The organism is uncultured Apibacter sp., from assembly GCF_946479295.1.
In the GTDB taxonomy this organism is placed as follows: domain Bacteria; phylum Bacteroidota; class Bacteroidia; order Flavobacteriales; family Weeksellaceae; genus Apibacter.
This window is the reverse complement of sequence record NZ_CAMLFD010000001.1, coordinates 81,979-99,375: the sequence shown is the minus strand read 5'-3', so window position 1 is coordinate 99,375 and position 17,397 is coordinate 81,979. Positions and strand designations below refer to the sequence as shown.

Below are 17,397 nucleotides of genomic sequence, written 5' to 3'. Positions count from 1 at the left end.
TATGAAAATACATATAAAATTACTAGTATACAGTTTCCTTCTTATGTTACTACCTATAATGGGTTACTCTCAAGCACATAAATATAAATGCTTACTTCAAATGAACAACTATATAGGAGAAGGAGCATATATTGTGGTATCCTTGATTTCTCCTAAAGGGCAGTATGAAAAAACATTATATATAATGGGAGAAGATCAAAGATGGTACAATACATTAAAAGAGTGGCATAAATTCTATTCAAAAAAGAAAAGTGTTGATGCTAAAACAGGAGCATCGGTAGCTGGAGGAGATAGAAGCACAACAACTCTAGAAATAGAAGATTCCAAAATCGATAAAGGATATAAACTTAGATTTGAAACAGCTGTGGAAGATCAAGATTATTATGTGAAAGATTTGGAAATTCCCCTAACTACACAAACACTTTCGGGAAAAAATTCAGGGACCGGATATATTAATTATGTGAGATTTAGTAAGATTCAATAATTCAATGACTCTTTCTATTTGGAGATATGCTCATTTAATTTTAGCATTAGTATCTTTTGTGTTTTTAAGTATGGCTTCCATAACGGGATCCATACTTGCTATTAATGCAATAAAAGAAAAATCTTCCTCTTATAGTATTCATGGATTAAATCATGTAAGCTTAGCCCAAACAATATCTTCATTACAAACAAAAGTTCAAGAAATTTCTGAATTGGAGGTTTCTGAAAACTCTTATGTAAAATTAAGGGGTATTGATAAATCTGGAGATGACGTAGAGGTATATATCAACCCTAAAACTGGGGAAATGCTTGGAAAACCTAAAAATAAGAGCCAATTTATTCTTTGGATAACTTCCTTGCATAGATCCTTGTTTTTACATGAAACCGGGCGAATACTAGTGGGTACCAATGCATTTTTACTTTTCTTAATAGTTAGTTCAGGAAGCATACTTATTATTAGAAGACAAAAAAATATCAAAAATTTCTTTTCAAAAATTAAAAAAGCTACTTTTTCCCAGTATTATCACACTCTATTTGGGCGATTGATGCTTATACCCATACTCATTATTTCTATAACCGGAAGTTATCTGTCATTGGATAGATTTAATTTTTTTTCTAAAAAAGAATATAATACTATTCTTAATCTGCCGAAATTAAGTGATGAAAGTACACATATCGCTTATAAAGACATCCCTTTATTTTCAACTATCAAGCTTTCAGAAATAAGAAAAGTGGAATTTCCTTTTTCTGACGATCCGGATGAATATTTCATTATAAAGTTGAAAGATAGAGAAATAACTGTTGATCAATTTATGGGATCGATTGTTTCACAAAAAGATTTTCCATTATCACAAAAGTTAATAAACGTAAGTTTAGATCTTCATACCGGAAGAACTAATATAATTTGGGCGACATTCTTATTGGTTTCTTCTTTATTTATTTTATTTTTTATAGGTTCAGGTTTCACAATAACTTTGAAAAGAACTAAATCTAAGTTGAAAAATAAATATAAAGCTTCAGAAAGTAAAATTATTATTTTGGTAGGGTCTGAAAATGGAAGCACATTTAGCTATGCAAATGCAATACATCAACAATTATTGTCGCAAAATTATACTTCTCATCTAACAGAGCTTAATAAATATCAGCTATTTCCAAATGCTGAATATCTACTTATATTAACCTCAACGTATGGATTAGGAGATGCTCCCTCCAATGCGCAAAAATTCGAAGCTCTTTTAAACGCTTATCCGCAAAATCGAGCAGTAAAATTTAGCGTAATAGGATTTGGTTCCAAATCTTATAAAGACTTTTGTTTGTATGCAAAAAATGTAAATGAAAAAATAAAAGTACAGTCATGGAGTCAACAGTTGATTGAAATGCATACAGTTAATGATCAATCTTCTGATGATTTTGTAAAGTGGATAAAGGAATGGAATAATAAAACAAAGTTAAAATTATATGCAGACACTCACTATTATAGTCAACGCCCTAAGAACATAAAAAAGATGAAAGTAGAAGAGGTCTATATACCTAAAGATACTAATGACACTTTTATTGTTAAATTAAATCCTGGAAAAAGGAAATATAATTCAGGTGATATTTTAGCTGTATATCCCTGTAAAGATAAAAGAGAGAGGTATTATTCCATAGCCAAAATTGATAATGAGATACAATTATCAATAAAATATTATCCATCCGGGTTAGCTTCAGAGTACCTAATTAATAGTATAAGTGGAGATTTTATTTATGGAAGAATAATAAACAATATTCCATTTCATTTTCCCATAAAAGCAACTCAGGTAGTTATGATAGCAAATGGAACAGGAATAGGACCGTTTTTAGGAATGATTTCCCAAAATGTTAAAAAAAGGAAAATTTATCTTTATGGAGGTTTCAGACAGGAAACGGAGATAGTCCTAAGATATAAAGATTTTTTGGAAGAGCAAATAAACAAAAATAAGCTAGAAAAATATAGCTTATCTTTTTCATCAAATTCTGAAAACAAATACGTTATGGATTTATTGCGAAAAGATTATGATTTTTTGGTTAATTTGCTTGAAAATAACGGAGCTATCATGATTTGTGGATCATTACAAATGCAAGTAAGCGTGGAAGAAGTTTTAGACGATATACTTTTTAAAAGAACCAATAAAAAATGTTCCGATTATAAAAAAAATGGACAGATTTTAACAGATTGTTATTAAAATATGATGTATGGTTGATATGAGTAAAAATTGGAAAATAATACTAATATTTTATATTTTAATTTTATCTATAACAGAGGGTAAAACTCAGGTACAAAGACATCGTACAACAACTCTTATGGGGTGTCGTTTTGATTTTACAATAATTGCGGAAGATTCATTACAGGCAGAAAAATACATTGATCAGGCCATAGATGAGGTTGTTCGTATTGATAATTTGATTTCCGATTGGAAATCGGAATCTCAAATATCAAAAGTAAATCAAAATGCAGGAATACGACCGGTTAAAGTCGATCGAGAAGTTTTAGAGCTAACACGAAGGGCTATATATGTATCAGAAATTACCCATGGTGCTTTTGACATAAGTTTTGCGGCAATAGATAAGATCTGGAAATTTGATGGTTCCATGAAGCATGTGCCTTCGCCGAATCAAATCAAAAAATCGATAAAAAAAATAGGATATAAAAATATTATATTAGATACCATTAATTCGACCATTTTTTTAAAATTACCCGGCATGAAAATCGGATTCGGATCGATAGGTAAGGGGTATGCTGCCGATAAGGCTAAAGAAGTATTGGCATATAAAAAAGTTAAAGCAGGAATCATCAATGCTTCAGGAGATATAAGCGTATGGGGAAGCCGACTGAATAGAGAAAATTGGAAAATTGGAATTGTGAACCCTTTCATCCCTTCAGATATTATTGGAGCTTTTAGCCTTAAAGAAGAATGCGTCACTACTTCAGGATCATATGAAAAATTTGTAGAACTTGAAGGGAAAAGATATTCTCATATTATCGATCCCCGAACCGGATATCCGGTAAAAGGAATTTTGAGTGTTAGTGTTGTAGGACCTAAAACCGAAATGGCAAACGGGTTCAGTACTTCTATTATGGTTTTAGGAACGCAAAAAGGCATAGAGCTGATCAATCATTTTCCAGATTATGGATGCCTTATTATTACAGATGAAGGAGAATTAATAAAATCCAAAAATTTTAATACAAAAATAGAATTATACGATTCGGAAATAAAGCCAACATCCAAATCTTAAGTACAGACTAAACTTTGAAACAAGTTTATCCATTTTTCCATAATTGTATCGGGTGAATAACGAAGTATATTTTGAGAGGTAGCTCTTCCTAAAAGTTTTCTAATTTTGTCATTTTCAATTAAATAATAAATTTTTTCGACAAAAATTTCTTTATTATTAAAAGGAACTAACAATCCATCTATTCCATCACAAATGATTTCTTTTGGTCCGCTTTTACAGTTATAAGAAATCGGGGGGACTCCATGAGACATGGTTTCAATCAATGTCAATGGAAAACCTTCATATTTGGAAGTCATTACGTAAATTGAACTTTCGAGTAAAACTGAGCTTATATCTGAAATCGCTGGATAAATTTTAATACTGGAATCTAAATTTAGGCTCTTAATCTTTTTTTTAAGCTCCTTCTCTTTCTCTCCATTTCCATAAATTACTAATTTCCAATCAGGATATTTTTGCGCTATTATTTTCCATATGTCAATAAGATGATCGAACTGTTTTTGTTGGTTCAATCTACCTAAACTAATTACTTTTTTATTAGTAAGAGAAGCATAGTTCTCCGGGATTAGGGTAAGTGGATTCTCGATAACTTCAAGATTGGTTAAATATTCACCCCATGATTTTTTATCTTCATGGGTTAAAACTACAAAACGATCAAAATGTTTAACAATATCATAATCTTTTTTACGATATAAATAAGTAATATTTCTACCCAGATAATATTTATCTAGTTTTGAATAATATTGTGCTCGTTTATATTTTGCAAAATGACGTTCTATAATTTTTTTACTTCCATCTTTGAGCTCATAAATGTACTTTGAATATTTGCAAAATGTAGATATTGCTATATCCGGCTTAATTTTTCAAAAAGTTTAGCAATAGTTTGGAGGAAAATTTTTTTATTTTTTTTAAAATTAATATGTTTTATTATTCCAATTTCTTTTTCAAAATCCAAATTTAAATAATGAAATTTAATATGAGAATCAAAATGAAAGAAAGGTTTTTCAGAGGAAGGATATATGACCACAATATGTACTTCATAGCCCTTATTAACAAGATAGTTTGATTTAAGTGAAATAACACGTTCTATGCCTCCGGAATTATGAATGTTACCAATACAATATGCAATTTTCATTAAAATTTCACTTTCTATTTTAAATTAGATCAAATATATAAAATAATATATAATTATATTTATAATATAATAGGGATAAATATATAATATAGTTGAGTGTTTTAATAAATATCACAGAAAATAATTATATACAAGCTTACCTAATATATTTTTTATAAGTTCACGAATACCTTTTATTTGATACCAAAGTGCATAAATATTAATAATATTTTTATAAGTAAATGTCAGGAAGTTTCGGCATTAAATTAAGATTATATACTAATTATTCATTTATGGAAAAATTTATATCTAAAGATATGATATCGTAAAATCGTATGAAATAAAAAAGATTTAAAATTAGCTTATTTAATCCCTTTTTTTGCAAAATATTCTAAAAAATGGTCAGGATGGGCACCAGTTCGGTCGTTACAATCTAAAGAATCTATTCTCTTAATATCTTCATCACTTAAATGAAAGTCGAAAACATTAGCATTAGAAATAATTCTATCCTTATTGGTACTTTTAGGAATGGTAACAACTCCTTTTTGCAAATCCCATCTTATAATAATTTGTGCGACGTTTTTATTATATTTTTTAGCTATTTCTAGAAGTAAAGGATCGTTGAATAAGGCACCCCGTTTTAATGGAGACCATGCTTCATACTGAATTTTATTTTTCTTACAAAAATCGAGTAGGTCTTGTTGAACTAGGCTAGGATGAAATTCCATTTGGTTAACCATGGGCATCGTCTGCCCTAAATCGATGATTTTCTGGATATGATGTTGTAAAGAATTACATAATCCTATAGCACGTATTCTTCCAGCTTTATATAATTCTTCCATCGCTTTCCATGCCTCCAAATAATAATCAGGATGCGGCCAATGGATTAAATATAAATCCAAATATTCAAGACCTAGTTTTTCCATGGATTCTTCGAAAGCTTTGAAAGTATCTTCGTATTTTTGTCGGCTAAACCATATTTTTGTGGTAACAAAAATTTCCTCTCTAGGTATAGAAGCTGTTTTTATAGCTTTACCTACACCTTCTTCATTATAATAATAAGCGGCCGTATCAACATGTCGATATCCCGCATCTAAAGCATCATGAATAGCATTGATAACTTCCTGCCCTCCATCTGCTTTATATACGCCTAATCCCAAATAAGGCATTTTAACACCATTAGATAAAGTAGTAGTTCCAGAAATATCTGTAATATTCATAATATTTTATTATAGAATTGAAAAACATTTAGGAATTATCCAACTTATTACTTTAATTTTTGATATATTTCATTAATTCATTAAAGCTCATTTCAACAGGCGGATATTCATCGTCTTTAAGTTAATACATTGTTAGATAAAAAACCATAAGTAATATAAAAAAATTTAACCTTATTTCATTTCTTTTTTTACTTATTTTACTTAATTTGTTATTAGTAATATCTTGTTTTACTCTATTACCGTTAAATATTGATTCTTTTAAAGCAGCTAATGTATTTTTTTATTACTATAAAACTCCAAATTATATTTTCAAAATTAAATATAATTCAAATATACAATTAATTTTTTTATTTAAAAATATAATCAAAGCAATTATTTCGTATAATTTTGTTCATTATATTTTGTTGATATAGATGAAAAAATCTACTATAGCTTTAGCCTTAGGTACCTTAGGATTAGGAATGTCAGAGTTTGGTATGATGGGAATACTTCCGGATATAGCCCAAAATATGTCTATAAGTATTCCAAAAGCAGGATATTTTATTTCTGCTTATGCTATTGGCGTTGCAATAGGAGCGCCATTACTTGTTTTAATCGCCGGAAAGCTTCCTTTAAAAAGAATATTATTGTTTTTAATTCTCCTTTTCATAGTAGGAAATCTATTTTTTTCTTTATGTACACATTATGAATTAAATTTGTTCTTTCGATTTATTTCAGGACTTCCTCATGGGGCTTATTTTGGTGTCGGATCCATTGTTGCCAGTAAACTTGCTCCTCCAGGGAAAGGAACCTCAGCAGTTTCCGGTATGATCTCAGGAATGACTATTGCTAATTTAATAGGAGTACCGTTAGGTACTTTTGTGAGTCATCATTTTTCGTGGAAAATTACCTATTTTTTAATTTCAATACTTGGAGTTTTAATTTTTCTATCAATTAGGAAATTTGTTCCAGAACTTAAGCCACTTCCTTATACGGGGTTTAAAAAACAATTTTATTTTTTGAAAAATATAAATCCTTGGCTTATCATATTGACTACTATTCTGGGAAATGGAGGAATTTTTTGTTGGTATAGTTATATAAATCCGATTATGACTCAATCTGTAGGTTTTTCAGAAGAAGCAATGACAGGAGTGATGATGTTTGCCGGTTTAGGAATGGTAATTGGGAATATGGCAAGTGGAAAATTTTCTGACCAATATTCTCCCCAGAAAGTAGCTACTGCAACTCAGGGGCTGGCAATGATAACCTTATTGTTATTTTTCTTTTTCGTAAATTCTCATTTTATTTCTTTATCACTTATGTTTATATGCACCGGTTGTTTATTTGCTGTATCTGCTCCTCAACAGATTTTATTATTACATAATTCTAAAGGAGGAGAGATGCTAGGATCAGCTATGGCCCAAGTTTCTTTTAATATAGGAAATGCATTGGGTGCTTTTTTAGGAGGTATTCCCATAAGCCAACATTATCCCTATGAATATAGTGCCTTACCCGGTGTAATATTAACAGGCATAGGATTTCTGATTTTTTTGTACTATACTAAGTTTAGATCACAAGTAGAATAAAAAACATAAAAATGAGGGTTATATTTTATTCGAAAAAGTTGGTGAAAGTTAATAGTAAAAAATAAGAAAATATTTTATTTATCTTTTATCTGCGGAATATTCCTATTCTAAAATTTATATAGAATATTTAATTATCTCAATTATTTTTTTCAATTCTTCGATTGTGAAATTTCCAAACCCAAATCTCATGGCAGAGATTTTTTTGTTCTGATAAAGTAAAGATTTAGGAATAAAAAGATCCTGTTTTAGACAGATTTCCCTTAATTTCATTAGATTTATAGACGAATTCCATTGAGTCCATATGGCTAATCCACCAGAAGGAAGTGTAAAATTTACATATTCATTCAATTGATTTTTTAATAAAGATCCTAAATAATCTCTTCTTTCTTTATAAACGGCTGAAGTTTTTCTTAAATGTCTGTGTATCTCTCCTTCTTCAATAAGTTCACCTAATGCGTATTCCATAAAAATATCGCCTTGTCTGTCAAGCATACTGGAAAATTTTTGCATTTCAGAAATAAGATTTTCGGGAGCTATGACAAAGCCCATACGAAATCCAGGGGCAAGTGATCTTCCAAATGAACCTATATATACGACCATGCCCGATGTATCAGCGCTGGCAAGAGGGAGCAGACGATTATTTTCGTAATGAAAATCGTAATCATAGTCATCTTCCAAAATTATAAAACCATAAAGTTGGGAAAGTTCCAATAATTCTAATCGCCGACCCGCACTTAAAGGAACCGTAGTTGGGTAATGATGGTGTGGGGTTATATAAAGCATACGAATTTTTCTTTGTTCGCAAAGTTTTTTTACAGCTTCGGAAGAAATTCCTTCCTCATCTACCGGTATGGTTACAATTTCTGCTCCTACCTTTTGTAATATCATATTTGTGACAAAAAAACTTAGTTCTCCAACTAATACAACATCTTTAGGAGAAATAAGAAGTTCGGCGGCAATATAGACTCCCATTTCAATACTGCGGGTGATAAGAAGATTATTTTTTGAAATATGCAGCCCTCGCGTTAGATTCAGAAAATTAGATAAATTATTTTTAAAATATTCACTGTGGTCAATGAAAGAATCATCTCCTTTTTTATGAAATCTTTTTCTTTTTAAGTTGGAAGAATATAAACTTGAAAGCAAGTGTATCTGCAATAAACGAGTATCAGGTATTCCATCATTCAGTGCTAAAGAACAAGTTGAAGATTCAAAAGGATTATCCAATAAATTTGATATTTTATAAGAAAATCCTGTTTTAGAAGGATATTGCGTTAAATAGTCTGTAGATACCTGTTTAATTTTTTTATTAGTATCATTAGATTTTTGTATGATAAAACTACCCTTATTAGGAAATACTTCAATCCAACCTTGCGCTTCCAATTCTTCGTATACCTTAACGATAGTATTACGATTTACCTGAAGCAAATTTCCTAAGATACGGGTTCCCGGAAGACGAGTTCCTTTAGGTAGATATCCTCTTTGGATGGCATTAATCATCTGAGTCGTAATTTGCAGATATACAGAAATAGTTGAATTTCGATCTATTTGTATAAAACTAAGATAGTGAGTAATAACCGGACTAGCCATAATACTAAAACTGGTATAGTTGAATCATCCGGAAAGATAGTACTTTTGCTCTAAATTTCAATTATAAATTGTTTTTAATCAAATTATATATTATATGAAACTACTGCTATCGAATGTAGCTTTATCTATAACTTTTATATTAGCTGCACAAAACCATAAAGATTTAGGGGAAGTTGTTATAGAAGGGAAAACTCTCTCTTTACCCTTTTATAAAACTTCACAGAACGTGCAGATAATTAGTAGAGAAGAAATTGCTTCTATGCCGGCTTCCAGTATTGAAGAAGTACTTTCATATTATTCAGGAGTCGATATCAGACAAAGGGGGGCACACGGAGTACAAGCTGATATAAGTATAAGAGGAAGCTCATTCGAGCAAGTACTTATTTTAATAAATGGGGTAAGAATGAACGATAGCCAGACAGGACATAATTCCATGAATATTCCAATAGATTTAGCCTTCATTGAAAGAATAGAAATAGTTAAAGGACCTTCAGCTCGTCGTTTTGGACAAAATGCGTATGCCGGAGCTATAAATATCGTCACGCGCCCATCTGGTAAGGATGATATAACAGCTTCAGCAACCGCGGGTGATTTTGATACGTATTCTTTAAGTACGGCAATAAACCTATCCGGGGGAAAATTTTCCCAATTCTTACAGGCTGAGACTTCGCAATCCGACGGATATCGGTATAATACGGATTATCAAGTAAAAAATGTATGGTATCAGAACCTATATAAGTTGAAAAAAGGTGAAATAAGAATACAGGGAGGATATATGGATAAAAAATTCGGTGCCAACGGTTTTTATTCATCACCCTCCGCTAAAGATCAATACGAAGCCATTCAAACTTCATTAGTAAATATCGGTTGGAAACAAAAATTTGGAAAGATTAAACTGGAATCGAATGCATATTGGAGACGTTCACAAGACAAATATATATTTGATAGAAATAATCCTTTAAAATATAGGAATCTTCATATCGGTAATAATGCAGGGCTGGAAGCCAATGCTAATTATAATTCTTCATTAGGGGTTACAGCCTTAGGAGGAGATTTTAGAAAAGAATATCTATCCTCTAATAATTTGGGCAATAATCAACGTACAGTTAGTTCTATTTTCTTTGAACATCGATTTATTTTTTTAGAAGATAAATTGGATATAACCCCGGGAATTAGCTTTGCTGATTATTCAGATTTTGGTAATTTTTGGTATCCGGGTATAGATGTCGGATATAGTATAAATAAACATAATAAACTATTTGTGAATGTTGGTAAAACATATAGAGTACCAACTTATACGGATTTAAATTATTCTGATCCTATTAATGAAGGTAATTCAAATTTAAAACCGGAAAATGCACTTTCTTACGAACTAGGGTATCGATTCATTCAAGATAATTGCAAAACAACAATAAGCCTATTTAGACGAGAATCGAGAAAAAGTATCGATTGGACAAAAGAGCACGAAGAAGATAGATGGAAACCTGAAAATATTACTCGAATAGATACAAATGGGCTGGAAATAGATTTTAATTATCATTTTACAGCCTCAATCTTTAAATCTTTTAATTTAGGATATACCTATCTGGATAATGAGATGAAAAAATCATCTCGAACTTATTCTAGGTTTTCCTTGGATAACTTAAGGCATCAGCTTGTTGTTCAGTTAGAACACAAGATGTTTAAAAATATATCGAATCAAATCATTTACAGATACAATGATAGAGTTAATTTGGAGGATTATCATTTAGTGGATGATCGTATTACATATTGGAATAAATCAAGCCAATTTTACATTCAAATGACTAATATACTAAATACGAAGTATACTGAGACGAATTTAGTACCTATGCCGGGAAGATGGATACAAGGAGGGGTAATTTTTAAGAATATTCTATAATTTGTACATATATAGAAAGTTAATAGCCATTCAATTTATATAGAATGGCTATTACATTTATGTATTATATGATAAATAAATTTTAATAAATAAAAATATTTACCTATTCATAAAATCTAAGCCTATTTTTTAGCTCGGTCATTTCTCCCTGAAGTTTCCGAATCCTAATAAGAAGATTTTGTATAGCATCAATTCCGGCAATATTAATATCCATCTCATAGAACATTCTAGCATAAGATTCCACTTCAGAAAGAATATCAAACGGAATATATTTTTTTTGTTCTTTTTGAATGATACGTATAAGTCCGAGATTTTCCAACTCTTCAATAAATGATAAATCTACTTTATAATGGGAGGAATATTCTTCTATGGTTATTAAATCATTTTTCATATATGAAATAATTTTATGATTCTGCTAATTGCTTAAACAAATTTCTTTGCTTTTCAGATAGATGAGTAGGTATTTTTACTTGGTAAGTCACAAATAAATCACCATGTTCTCCCTCTCTTTTATATATTGGAAACCCTTTTCCTTTAAGACGTACTTTAGTGCCATTTTGAGTACCCGGGTTTACTTTGAGCTTCACTTTTCCATCCAGCGTATTAACCATAACTTCCCCGCCTAAAACGGCTGTATACAAGTCTATTTCTGCTGTAGTATTTAAATCGTTGTTTAATCTTTTAAAATTAGGATCGTCTAAAAGATTAAAGGTAATATAGAGATCTCCATTAGGCCCTCCATTAGCTCCCGGTCCTCCTTGCCCCTTTAATTTTATTTGCTGACCATTAGAAATACCGGCCGGAATTGTAATTCTTATTTGTTTACCGTTTACTGTAAGGGTCTGCTTGTGTGTTGTAGCGGCATCTTTTAATGATATGCGTAATTCGGATGTATAATCTTGTCCTTTAAATTTGGAACTTCTAGTTCTTGTTCTTCCGGTTCTACCCCCAAAGAGATCACTAAAAAAATCAGAAAAATCTTCAGTTCCAAAACCCTGAGAAAATCCTTCAAAAGGATTACCGGAATTATCATAATAATATTGTCCTTTGCCGGAACCTTGTTGTTGTCGCGCTTGCTCAAATTGTTCTGCATGTTTCCAGTTTTCTCCATACTGATCGTATTTCTTTCGTTTATCAGGATCACCGAGAACTTCATTAGCTTCATTAATCTGCTGAAATTTTACGTTAGCTTCTTTATCATTAGGATTTAAATCAGGATGATATTTTCTAGCCAACTTACGATATGCCTTTTTAATCTCATCTTGAGATGCATTTTTATTTAATCCTAATACTTTATAATAGTCAATATATGCCATATAGTTATGAGTCAATTTTTAAATTGATGATGATAAGAATATTATCTTATTTTCGGTGCAAATTCTAAACCAAAGTATAGTTTTGTCATATATATATCCGTATAAATTAGAATAGATCATAGAATATATAGATGATTGTACTTAATTATCTCATTAAAAATAATCAAATGAATAAATAAATTAGCTTTTTGTGAAAGTTTGTACAGAGAAAGATCGTATTTATGTTCAATAAAATTAAGAGATATGTTATATATAAGAGTATAGAATTATTAAACAAATTAGAATATTATAAAAAATAAAACCATCTATCAAAGATAGATGGCTTCATTTTATAAATAATTGATATTATAAGATAAATAACCTCATTTTAGCTTAATCTTGATGATTTGCCATTCTTTATCACTGAATCAATAAGACTATAATTTGATTTTGTTTCTTTAGTTGCTACAACAGAATCAATAGATAAAGCATACAAAGCTTCAATAGTGGAAAGAGTTCCTAAAGCTGAGTTCTTTCTTCCATTGAATGGTAGCGTGTCAGGTCCTCTTTGACATTGCGCATTTATATTGATTCTACCCACTTGACAACATAAAGCATCTACTAGATGTGCAACAGTATCTTCATTTGTACTGAAAATAGCTACTTGTTGTCCTTTAGTGGAATTTGTTATATAACTAATAGGAGTTTCAAGATCGTCAAATGGAACTATGGGTATAATAGGAGCGAATTGTTCATTATTGTATAATAAGTTCATTTTTTCATTAGCAGGATAAACAACTGTTGGATTAACTAATGAATGTAAAATTTGTCCTCCGCCATTTTCTTTATTAATAATTTCACCATTATTTTGTAATGCTTCGTCAATACATTTTTGAACAAATTGAGGTTTATCTGGTTCTGCTAAAGGTGTTATGATCACATTTTCTTCCCAAGGCATCCCTATTTTCAATTTGGATATTTCCTCTATGAATTTTTTATTAAATTCTTCAGCAATAGATGAATGTACAAATAATATTTTTATAGCAGTACATCTTTGACCGTTAAAAGAAAAAGTTCCTAAAATGGATTCTTTTACCGCTATGTCTATATCAGCTGCTTTGTCAATAATTGCGGCATTTTTCGCATCCAATCCTAATACAGAATGAAGACTGTTAGCATTAGGATGTTTTTTGATCATACCGTCAACTACTTTACTGGAACCGATAAACGCCAATACATTTATTTTTCCTGATTGCATTAAAGAAGGGATTACATCTTTACCTCTACCATATAGAGTATTTATAACTCCTTTAGGAAAACAATCTTTAAATGCGTCTAATATAGGCTCAAACAATAAAGTACCACGACGAGGTGGTTTAAATAAAACGGTGTTCCCCATTAATAAAGCAGGGATTAAAGTTGCGAAAGTTTCATTTAATGGATAGTTGTAAGGTCCCATACAAAGGACAACACCATAAGGAGATTTTTTAACTTGAGCAATTACCCCTTCATCTGTTTTAATACTGGATGAATTTATATCTATTTCTTTTAATGCTTCGATGGAGCATTTAATAGCATCCACAGTTCTATCAAATTCTTTTTCAGAATCCTTATAGCTTTTGCAAATTTCCCAAACCAATAATTTTACTACTTTTTCTCTTTGCTCAACCATTTTTACGATGAAATTCTCCATCGCAGAGATTCTCTGAGAAACTGACATAGAAGGCCATTCACCTCTCCCTCCATTAAAAGCCTTCAAAGCTGCATTTAATGCCATTTCGGACTCCTTCGTAGTACAAATAGGATATCTTCCTACTTTAGTTTTTACTAATTCATCAGTAGAATTTGACCGAGTATAAATAGGAGAATAGACTTCTTGATATGGACCTTCCCATTCAATAAATTCTCCATCAATCAAGACCTTTTTCTGCGTGATTTCGTTTTGAAGTCGAAAATTTTCAGGAATTTCATTTTCTTTTGGAAAATAATTTATTAAGTTCTGATTCATAATACTTAATTATAATAATTGAGCAAGAAAAAATTAACTTTCAAGCTAAGTTCGTAAATGCAAAGATAGTAAGTTTATTTTTTTTCGACATTATAATTTTAATATTCATATGAAAGGAATAAAATAAAATACGAAACAAAATGAAACTTACGAAATATAATATATTGATTGTTAAATGTATATATGGGAAGAGTAATGAAAATGTTTTTACAAATGAGTCGTAATATGAATATTTATCTAAGTTTAGTGTAAATTAACATTTTTTAAATCATTAATTTAAAATTTATAAGGCTATTTGAAAATAAGAAATTTTATATTATAAATAATTACGAATTGTTATTTTGTAATAATTTTCCAAGCTTACTATTTTTTCTTCCGTATATAAAGTATATAGTTAAGCCTATAAATAACCATAATATAAACATTCCCCAATTAGACCATTCTAGTTCAGTCATTAAATATAGGTTAAAGAGTATACCAAGAATTGGAATTAATGAAAATTTATATTTTAAAGCGCTAATAGATAAACCTAACCATATTATCCAGAAAATAGATAATAAAGGTTTTTCTTTAAAAATTTCCTTATAATTAAATTGAGTCACAAACAAAATTAGTCCTAAACAAAAGAAAAAAAGAATTAAAAATTGACCGTTAATATAGGGTAATTTAAACTTAGCTTGTTTTGAAAGACCTTTATTATCTAAATATAAAACTCCTGAACAAACTAATATAAAAGCAAAGAAGGTTCCTACGCTCGTCAAATCAACAACTAATTGCATATCTAAAAACATAGCGGGAATACCAACAAAAAAACCTGCAATAATGGTGGCAAAACTAGGAGTATGATATTTCTTATGTACGGTACCAAAAGGTTTCCATAATAAACCGTCACGGCTCATGGTCATCCATATTCTTGGTTGTCCTATTTGATATACGAGAATAGCTCCCGTCATGGCAATGACAGCACTAACGGAAATAATTCCGGCTATAAAATTTATTCCTATTTTATTAAATACATAAGCTAGCGGATCATCAACACGTAATTCTTTATAATTAACCATGCCTGTTAATATCAATGCTATGGAAGCATATAAAACAGTACAAATAATGATACAATATAACATGGCACGAGGTAGGTCTCTTTGCGGATTTTTAGCTTCTTCTGCTGTCGTTGATATCGAATCGAATCCAATAAATGAAAAAAATACGGCAGCTACTCCTCCCATTACTCCTCCTAAACCATTAGGAAAAAAGGGAGACCAATTCTCCGGTTTGATATAAAATACACCTATGAGTATAATGCCTATTATTACAGATAATTTAATCCAAACCAAAGCATTGCTTACTCGAGTAGATTCTTTTATTCCTAGATAAGCCAATATCGTTACTAATAACGTTATTAATCCGGCAGGGAGATTAAAAATTATTTTAATAGTAGAAATCTCAGGAGCTGACTGATAAATTTGCGAAAGCCTAAGATCATTGGCAGAAGCTGTAAGAGGATTGGCCTGACATTCGAGATAAGCTCTATGAGCATTCCAATAATCAATAGAAAGCCAATCAGGCCAATGGATGCCGAAGCCTTGTAGCATAGAAACAAAATATCCAGACCATGAAATGGCTATTACCATGTTCGATACAGCATATTCTAAAATTAGTGCCCAACCTATAGTCCAAGCAAATATTTCGCCCAAGGATACATAGGCATAGGTGTAAGCACTACCGCTTACCGGAATCATGGAAGCAAATTGGGCATAGCATAGAGCTGTAAATATACAAGCAATAGCTACTAAAATAAATAATAAAGAAATAGCAGGTCCTCCTTCATAAGAGGCTCTTCCAATGGTACTAAAAATGCCAGCGCCAATAATCGCCGCTATTCCAAAAAAAGTCAAATCTTTTACAGATAATACTCTAATTAATTCAGATCTTTTAGTTGTATCTTGTAAATCAGATATATTTTTTTTACGAAAAAATGTGTTAAAATTCATTCCGACTTTTTTAAATTTTTTAATAAAGGAAATGATAGCAACTGCAAAAGTATAAATATCATTTAATAATTAGCTTAAATATTCAAATTGTTTTTAAAAATATGGGTAAAAATATATGGATTTAATTATTTAGAATTAATCTAGATAAATATTAAGTTTGTATGTAAATTTATAATATGAAAATCTTTTTTTGCTTTGTCTGTTCATTATTGTGCATTTGTGGATATAGTCAAGTTTTCGCAACAATTGAGGGTAAAGTGGTTACAAAAAATGGATTGTCTGTAGGAAATTGCGAAATAAGATTTATAGGTGATACCATTCTGACTGTTTATAGTGATGCTGATGGAAAATTTAAAATTTCCGATTTAAATATAAGAGAATATACCGTTTTCATTTTAGATAAAGGTGAAATTGTCTATGAAGGAGTAGCTAAATTGGATCAACCAATTGTTTACCATTTAGATTTTATTACGAATTCATATAAATTTAATGATATAGAAGAAATAATTGTACAAGGGAGTCATACACAAAATCAAAGTGAATATGTGGCTAAAATGCCGTTAAAAAATATTGAAAATCCGCAGGTTTATACAACGATCACTAAAGAAATTATAAATAAACAGATGGTAACTACTTCAGAAGAAGCTTTAAAAAATGTACCGGGAGGAAACAATATCGTGCAAGGACCTGGATCGGGAGGGGTAGGGCTATCATTAATGATGAGAGGATTTAATACGGATATAGGTTTACGCAATGGACTTTCAACCAATTTAGCAGGCCTGACCGATATGGTTAACGTAGAAAGATTAGAAGTGGTAAAAGGACCTTCTGGAACTTTATTTGGCTCTATTATATCCTATGGAGGAATGATAAATAAAATAACTAAAAAGCCTTATGATAAATTTGGAGGTGCGATTTCTTATACTACCGGTTCATGAGGCTTATCACGTTTAGTTTTAGATATTAATTCTCCCATAAA

Annotated in this window: 14 protein-coding genes; 6 read left to right on the top strand and 8 right to left on the bottom strand. The window is 30.4% G+C overall.

The genetic code is table 11. The features are described 5' to 3' along the window. Position 1 precedes the first annotated feature (1 nt). The 3 genes from Q0T35_RS00495 to Q0T35_RS00485 are packed head-to-tail and all read left to right on the top strand — an operon-like array spanning position 2 to position 3,738. The gene (locus tag Q0T35_RS00495; protein WP_293917864.1) at positions 2–484 is read left to right on the top strand and encodes a DUF2271 domain-containing protein; all 483 of its coding nucleotides are present in this window, start codon (positions 2–4) and stop codon (positions 482–484) included. 4 nt (positions 485–488) lie between these two features. Next, a complete protein-coding gene (locus tag Q0T35_RS00490; protein ID WP_295840415.1) occupies positions 489–2,687 on the top strand; it encodes a PepSY domain-containing protein in 2,199 nt (732 codons plus the stop codon). Between the two features lie 19 nt (positions 2,688–2,706). Next, positions 2,707–3,738 carry an FAD:protein FMN transferase gene (locus Q0T35_RS00485; protein ID WP_295840413.1) on the top strand — a complete coding sequence of 344 codons (1,032 nt, stop codon included), beginning with the start codon at positions 2,707–2,709 and terminating at the stop codon, positions 3,736–3,738. On the opposite strand, the gene Q0T35_RS00480 is transcribed toward Q0T35_RS00485, so the two are convergent. From Q0T35_RS00480 to Q0T35_RS00470, 3 genes are all read right to left on the bottom strand, one after another. Beyond that, entirely contained in the window at positions 3,735–4,301 is a 567-nt protein-coding gene (locus Q0T35_RS00480) for a glycosyltransferase (RefSeq protein ID WP_295840824.1), read from the bottom strand. The genes Q0T35_RS00485 and Q0T35_RS00480 overlap by 4 nt on opposite strands. Before the next feature lie 278 nt (positions 4,302–4,579). After that, entirely contained in the window at positions 4,580–4,870 is a 291-nt protein-coding gene (locus Q0T35_RS00475) for a hypothetical protein (protein ID WP_295840411.1), read from the bottom strand. Between the two features lie 341 nt (positions 4,871–5,211). Then, a complete protein-coding gene (locus Q0T35_RS00470) occupies positions 5,212–6,069 on the bottom strand; it encodes an aldo/keto reductase (RefSeq protein ID WP_293917871.1) in 858 nt (285 codons plus the stop codon). 413 nt (positions 6,070–6,482) lie between these two features. Between Q0T35_RS00470 and araJ the strand changes: the two genes are divergently transcribed. Then, on the top strand, positions 6,483–7,634 hold the full coding sequence (araJ, locus tag Q0T35_RS00465) for an MFS transporter AraJ (RefSeq protein WP_295840410.1): 1,152 nt from the start codon (positions 6,483–6,485) through the stop codon (positions 7,632–7,634). A 114-nt stretch (positions 7,635–7,748) separates the two neighbouring features. On the opposite strand, the gene Q0T35_RS00460 is transcribed toward araJ, so the two are convergent. Beyond that, entirely contained in the window at positions 7,749–9,224 is a 1,476-nt protein-coding gene (locus tag Q0T35_RS00460; protein ID WP_295840407.1) for a PLP-dependent aminotransferase family protein, read from the bottom strand. A gap of 94 nt (positions 9,225–9,318) precedes the next feature. Here Q0T35_RS00460 and Q0T35_RS00455 point away from each other — a divergent pair, with 94 nt between their 5' ends. Beyond that, entirely contained in the window at positions 9,319–11,124 is a 1,806-nt protein-coding gene (locus tag Q0T35_RS00455; RefSeq protein ID WP_295840405.1) for a TonB-dependent siderophore receptor, read from the top strand. 103 nt (positions 11,125–11,227) lie between these two features. Here the strand turns inward: Q0T35_RS00455 and Q0T35_RS00450 are convergent, their stop codons facing one another. From Q0T35_RS00450 to Q0T35_RS00435, 4 genes are all read right to left on the bottom strand, one after another. After that, positions 11,228–11,515 (bottom strand): chaperone modulator CbpM, encoded by a 288-nt coding sequence (locus tag Q0T35_RS00450; RefSeq protein ID WP_293919168.1) that lies wholly within the window; start codon positions 11,513–11,515, stop codon positions 11,228–11,230. Between the two features lie 13 nt (positions 11,516–11,528). Further along, a complete protein-coding gene (locus tag Q0T35_RS00445; RefSeq protein ID WP_293919167.1) occupies positions 11,529–12,440 on the bottom strand; it encodes a J domain-containing protein in 912 nt (303 codons plus the stop codon). A gap of 367 nt (positions 12,441–12,807) precedes the next feature. After that, positions 12,808–14,427 (bottom strand): aldehyde dehydrogenase family protein, encoded by a 1,620-nt coding sequence (locus Q0T35_RS00440; RefSeq protein WP_295810263.1) that lies wholly within the window; start codon positions 14,425–14,427, stop codon positions 12,808–12,810. A gap of 326 nt (positions 14,428–14,753) precedes the next feature. Then, positions 14,754–16,418 carry an amino acid permease gene (locus tag Q0T35_RS00435; protein ID WP_293919165.1) on the bottom strand — a complete coding sequence of 555 codons (1,665 nt, stop codon included), beginning with the start codon at positions 16,416–16,418 and terminating at the stop codon, positions 14,754–14,756. Positions 16,419–16,594: 176 nt separating this feature from the next. Here Q0T35_RS00435 and Q0T35_RS00430 point away from each other — a divergent pair, with 176 nt between their 5' ends. Beyond that, positions 16,595–17,356 carry a TonB-dependent receptor plug domain-containing protein gene (locus Q0T35_RS00430; protein ID WP_295840403.1) on the top strand — a complete coding sequence of 254 codons (762 nt, stop codon included), beginning with the start codon at positions 16,595–16,597 and terminating at the stop codon, positions 17,354–17,356. The last annotated feature ends 41 nt before the right edge of the window (positions 17,357–17,397 follow it).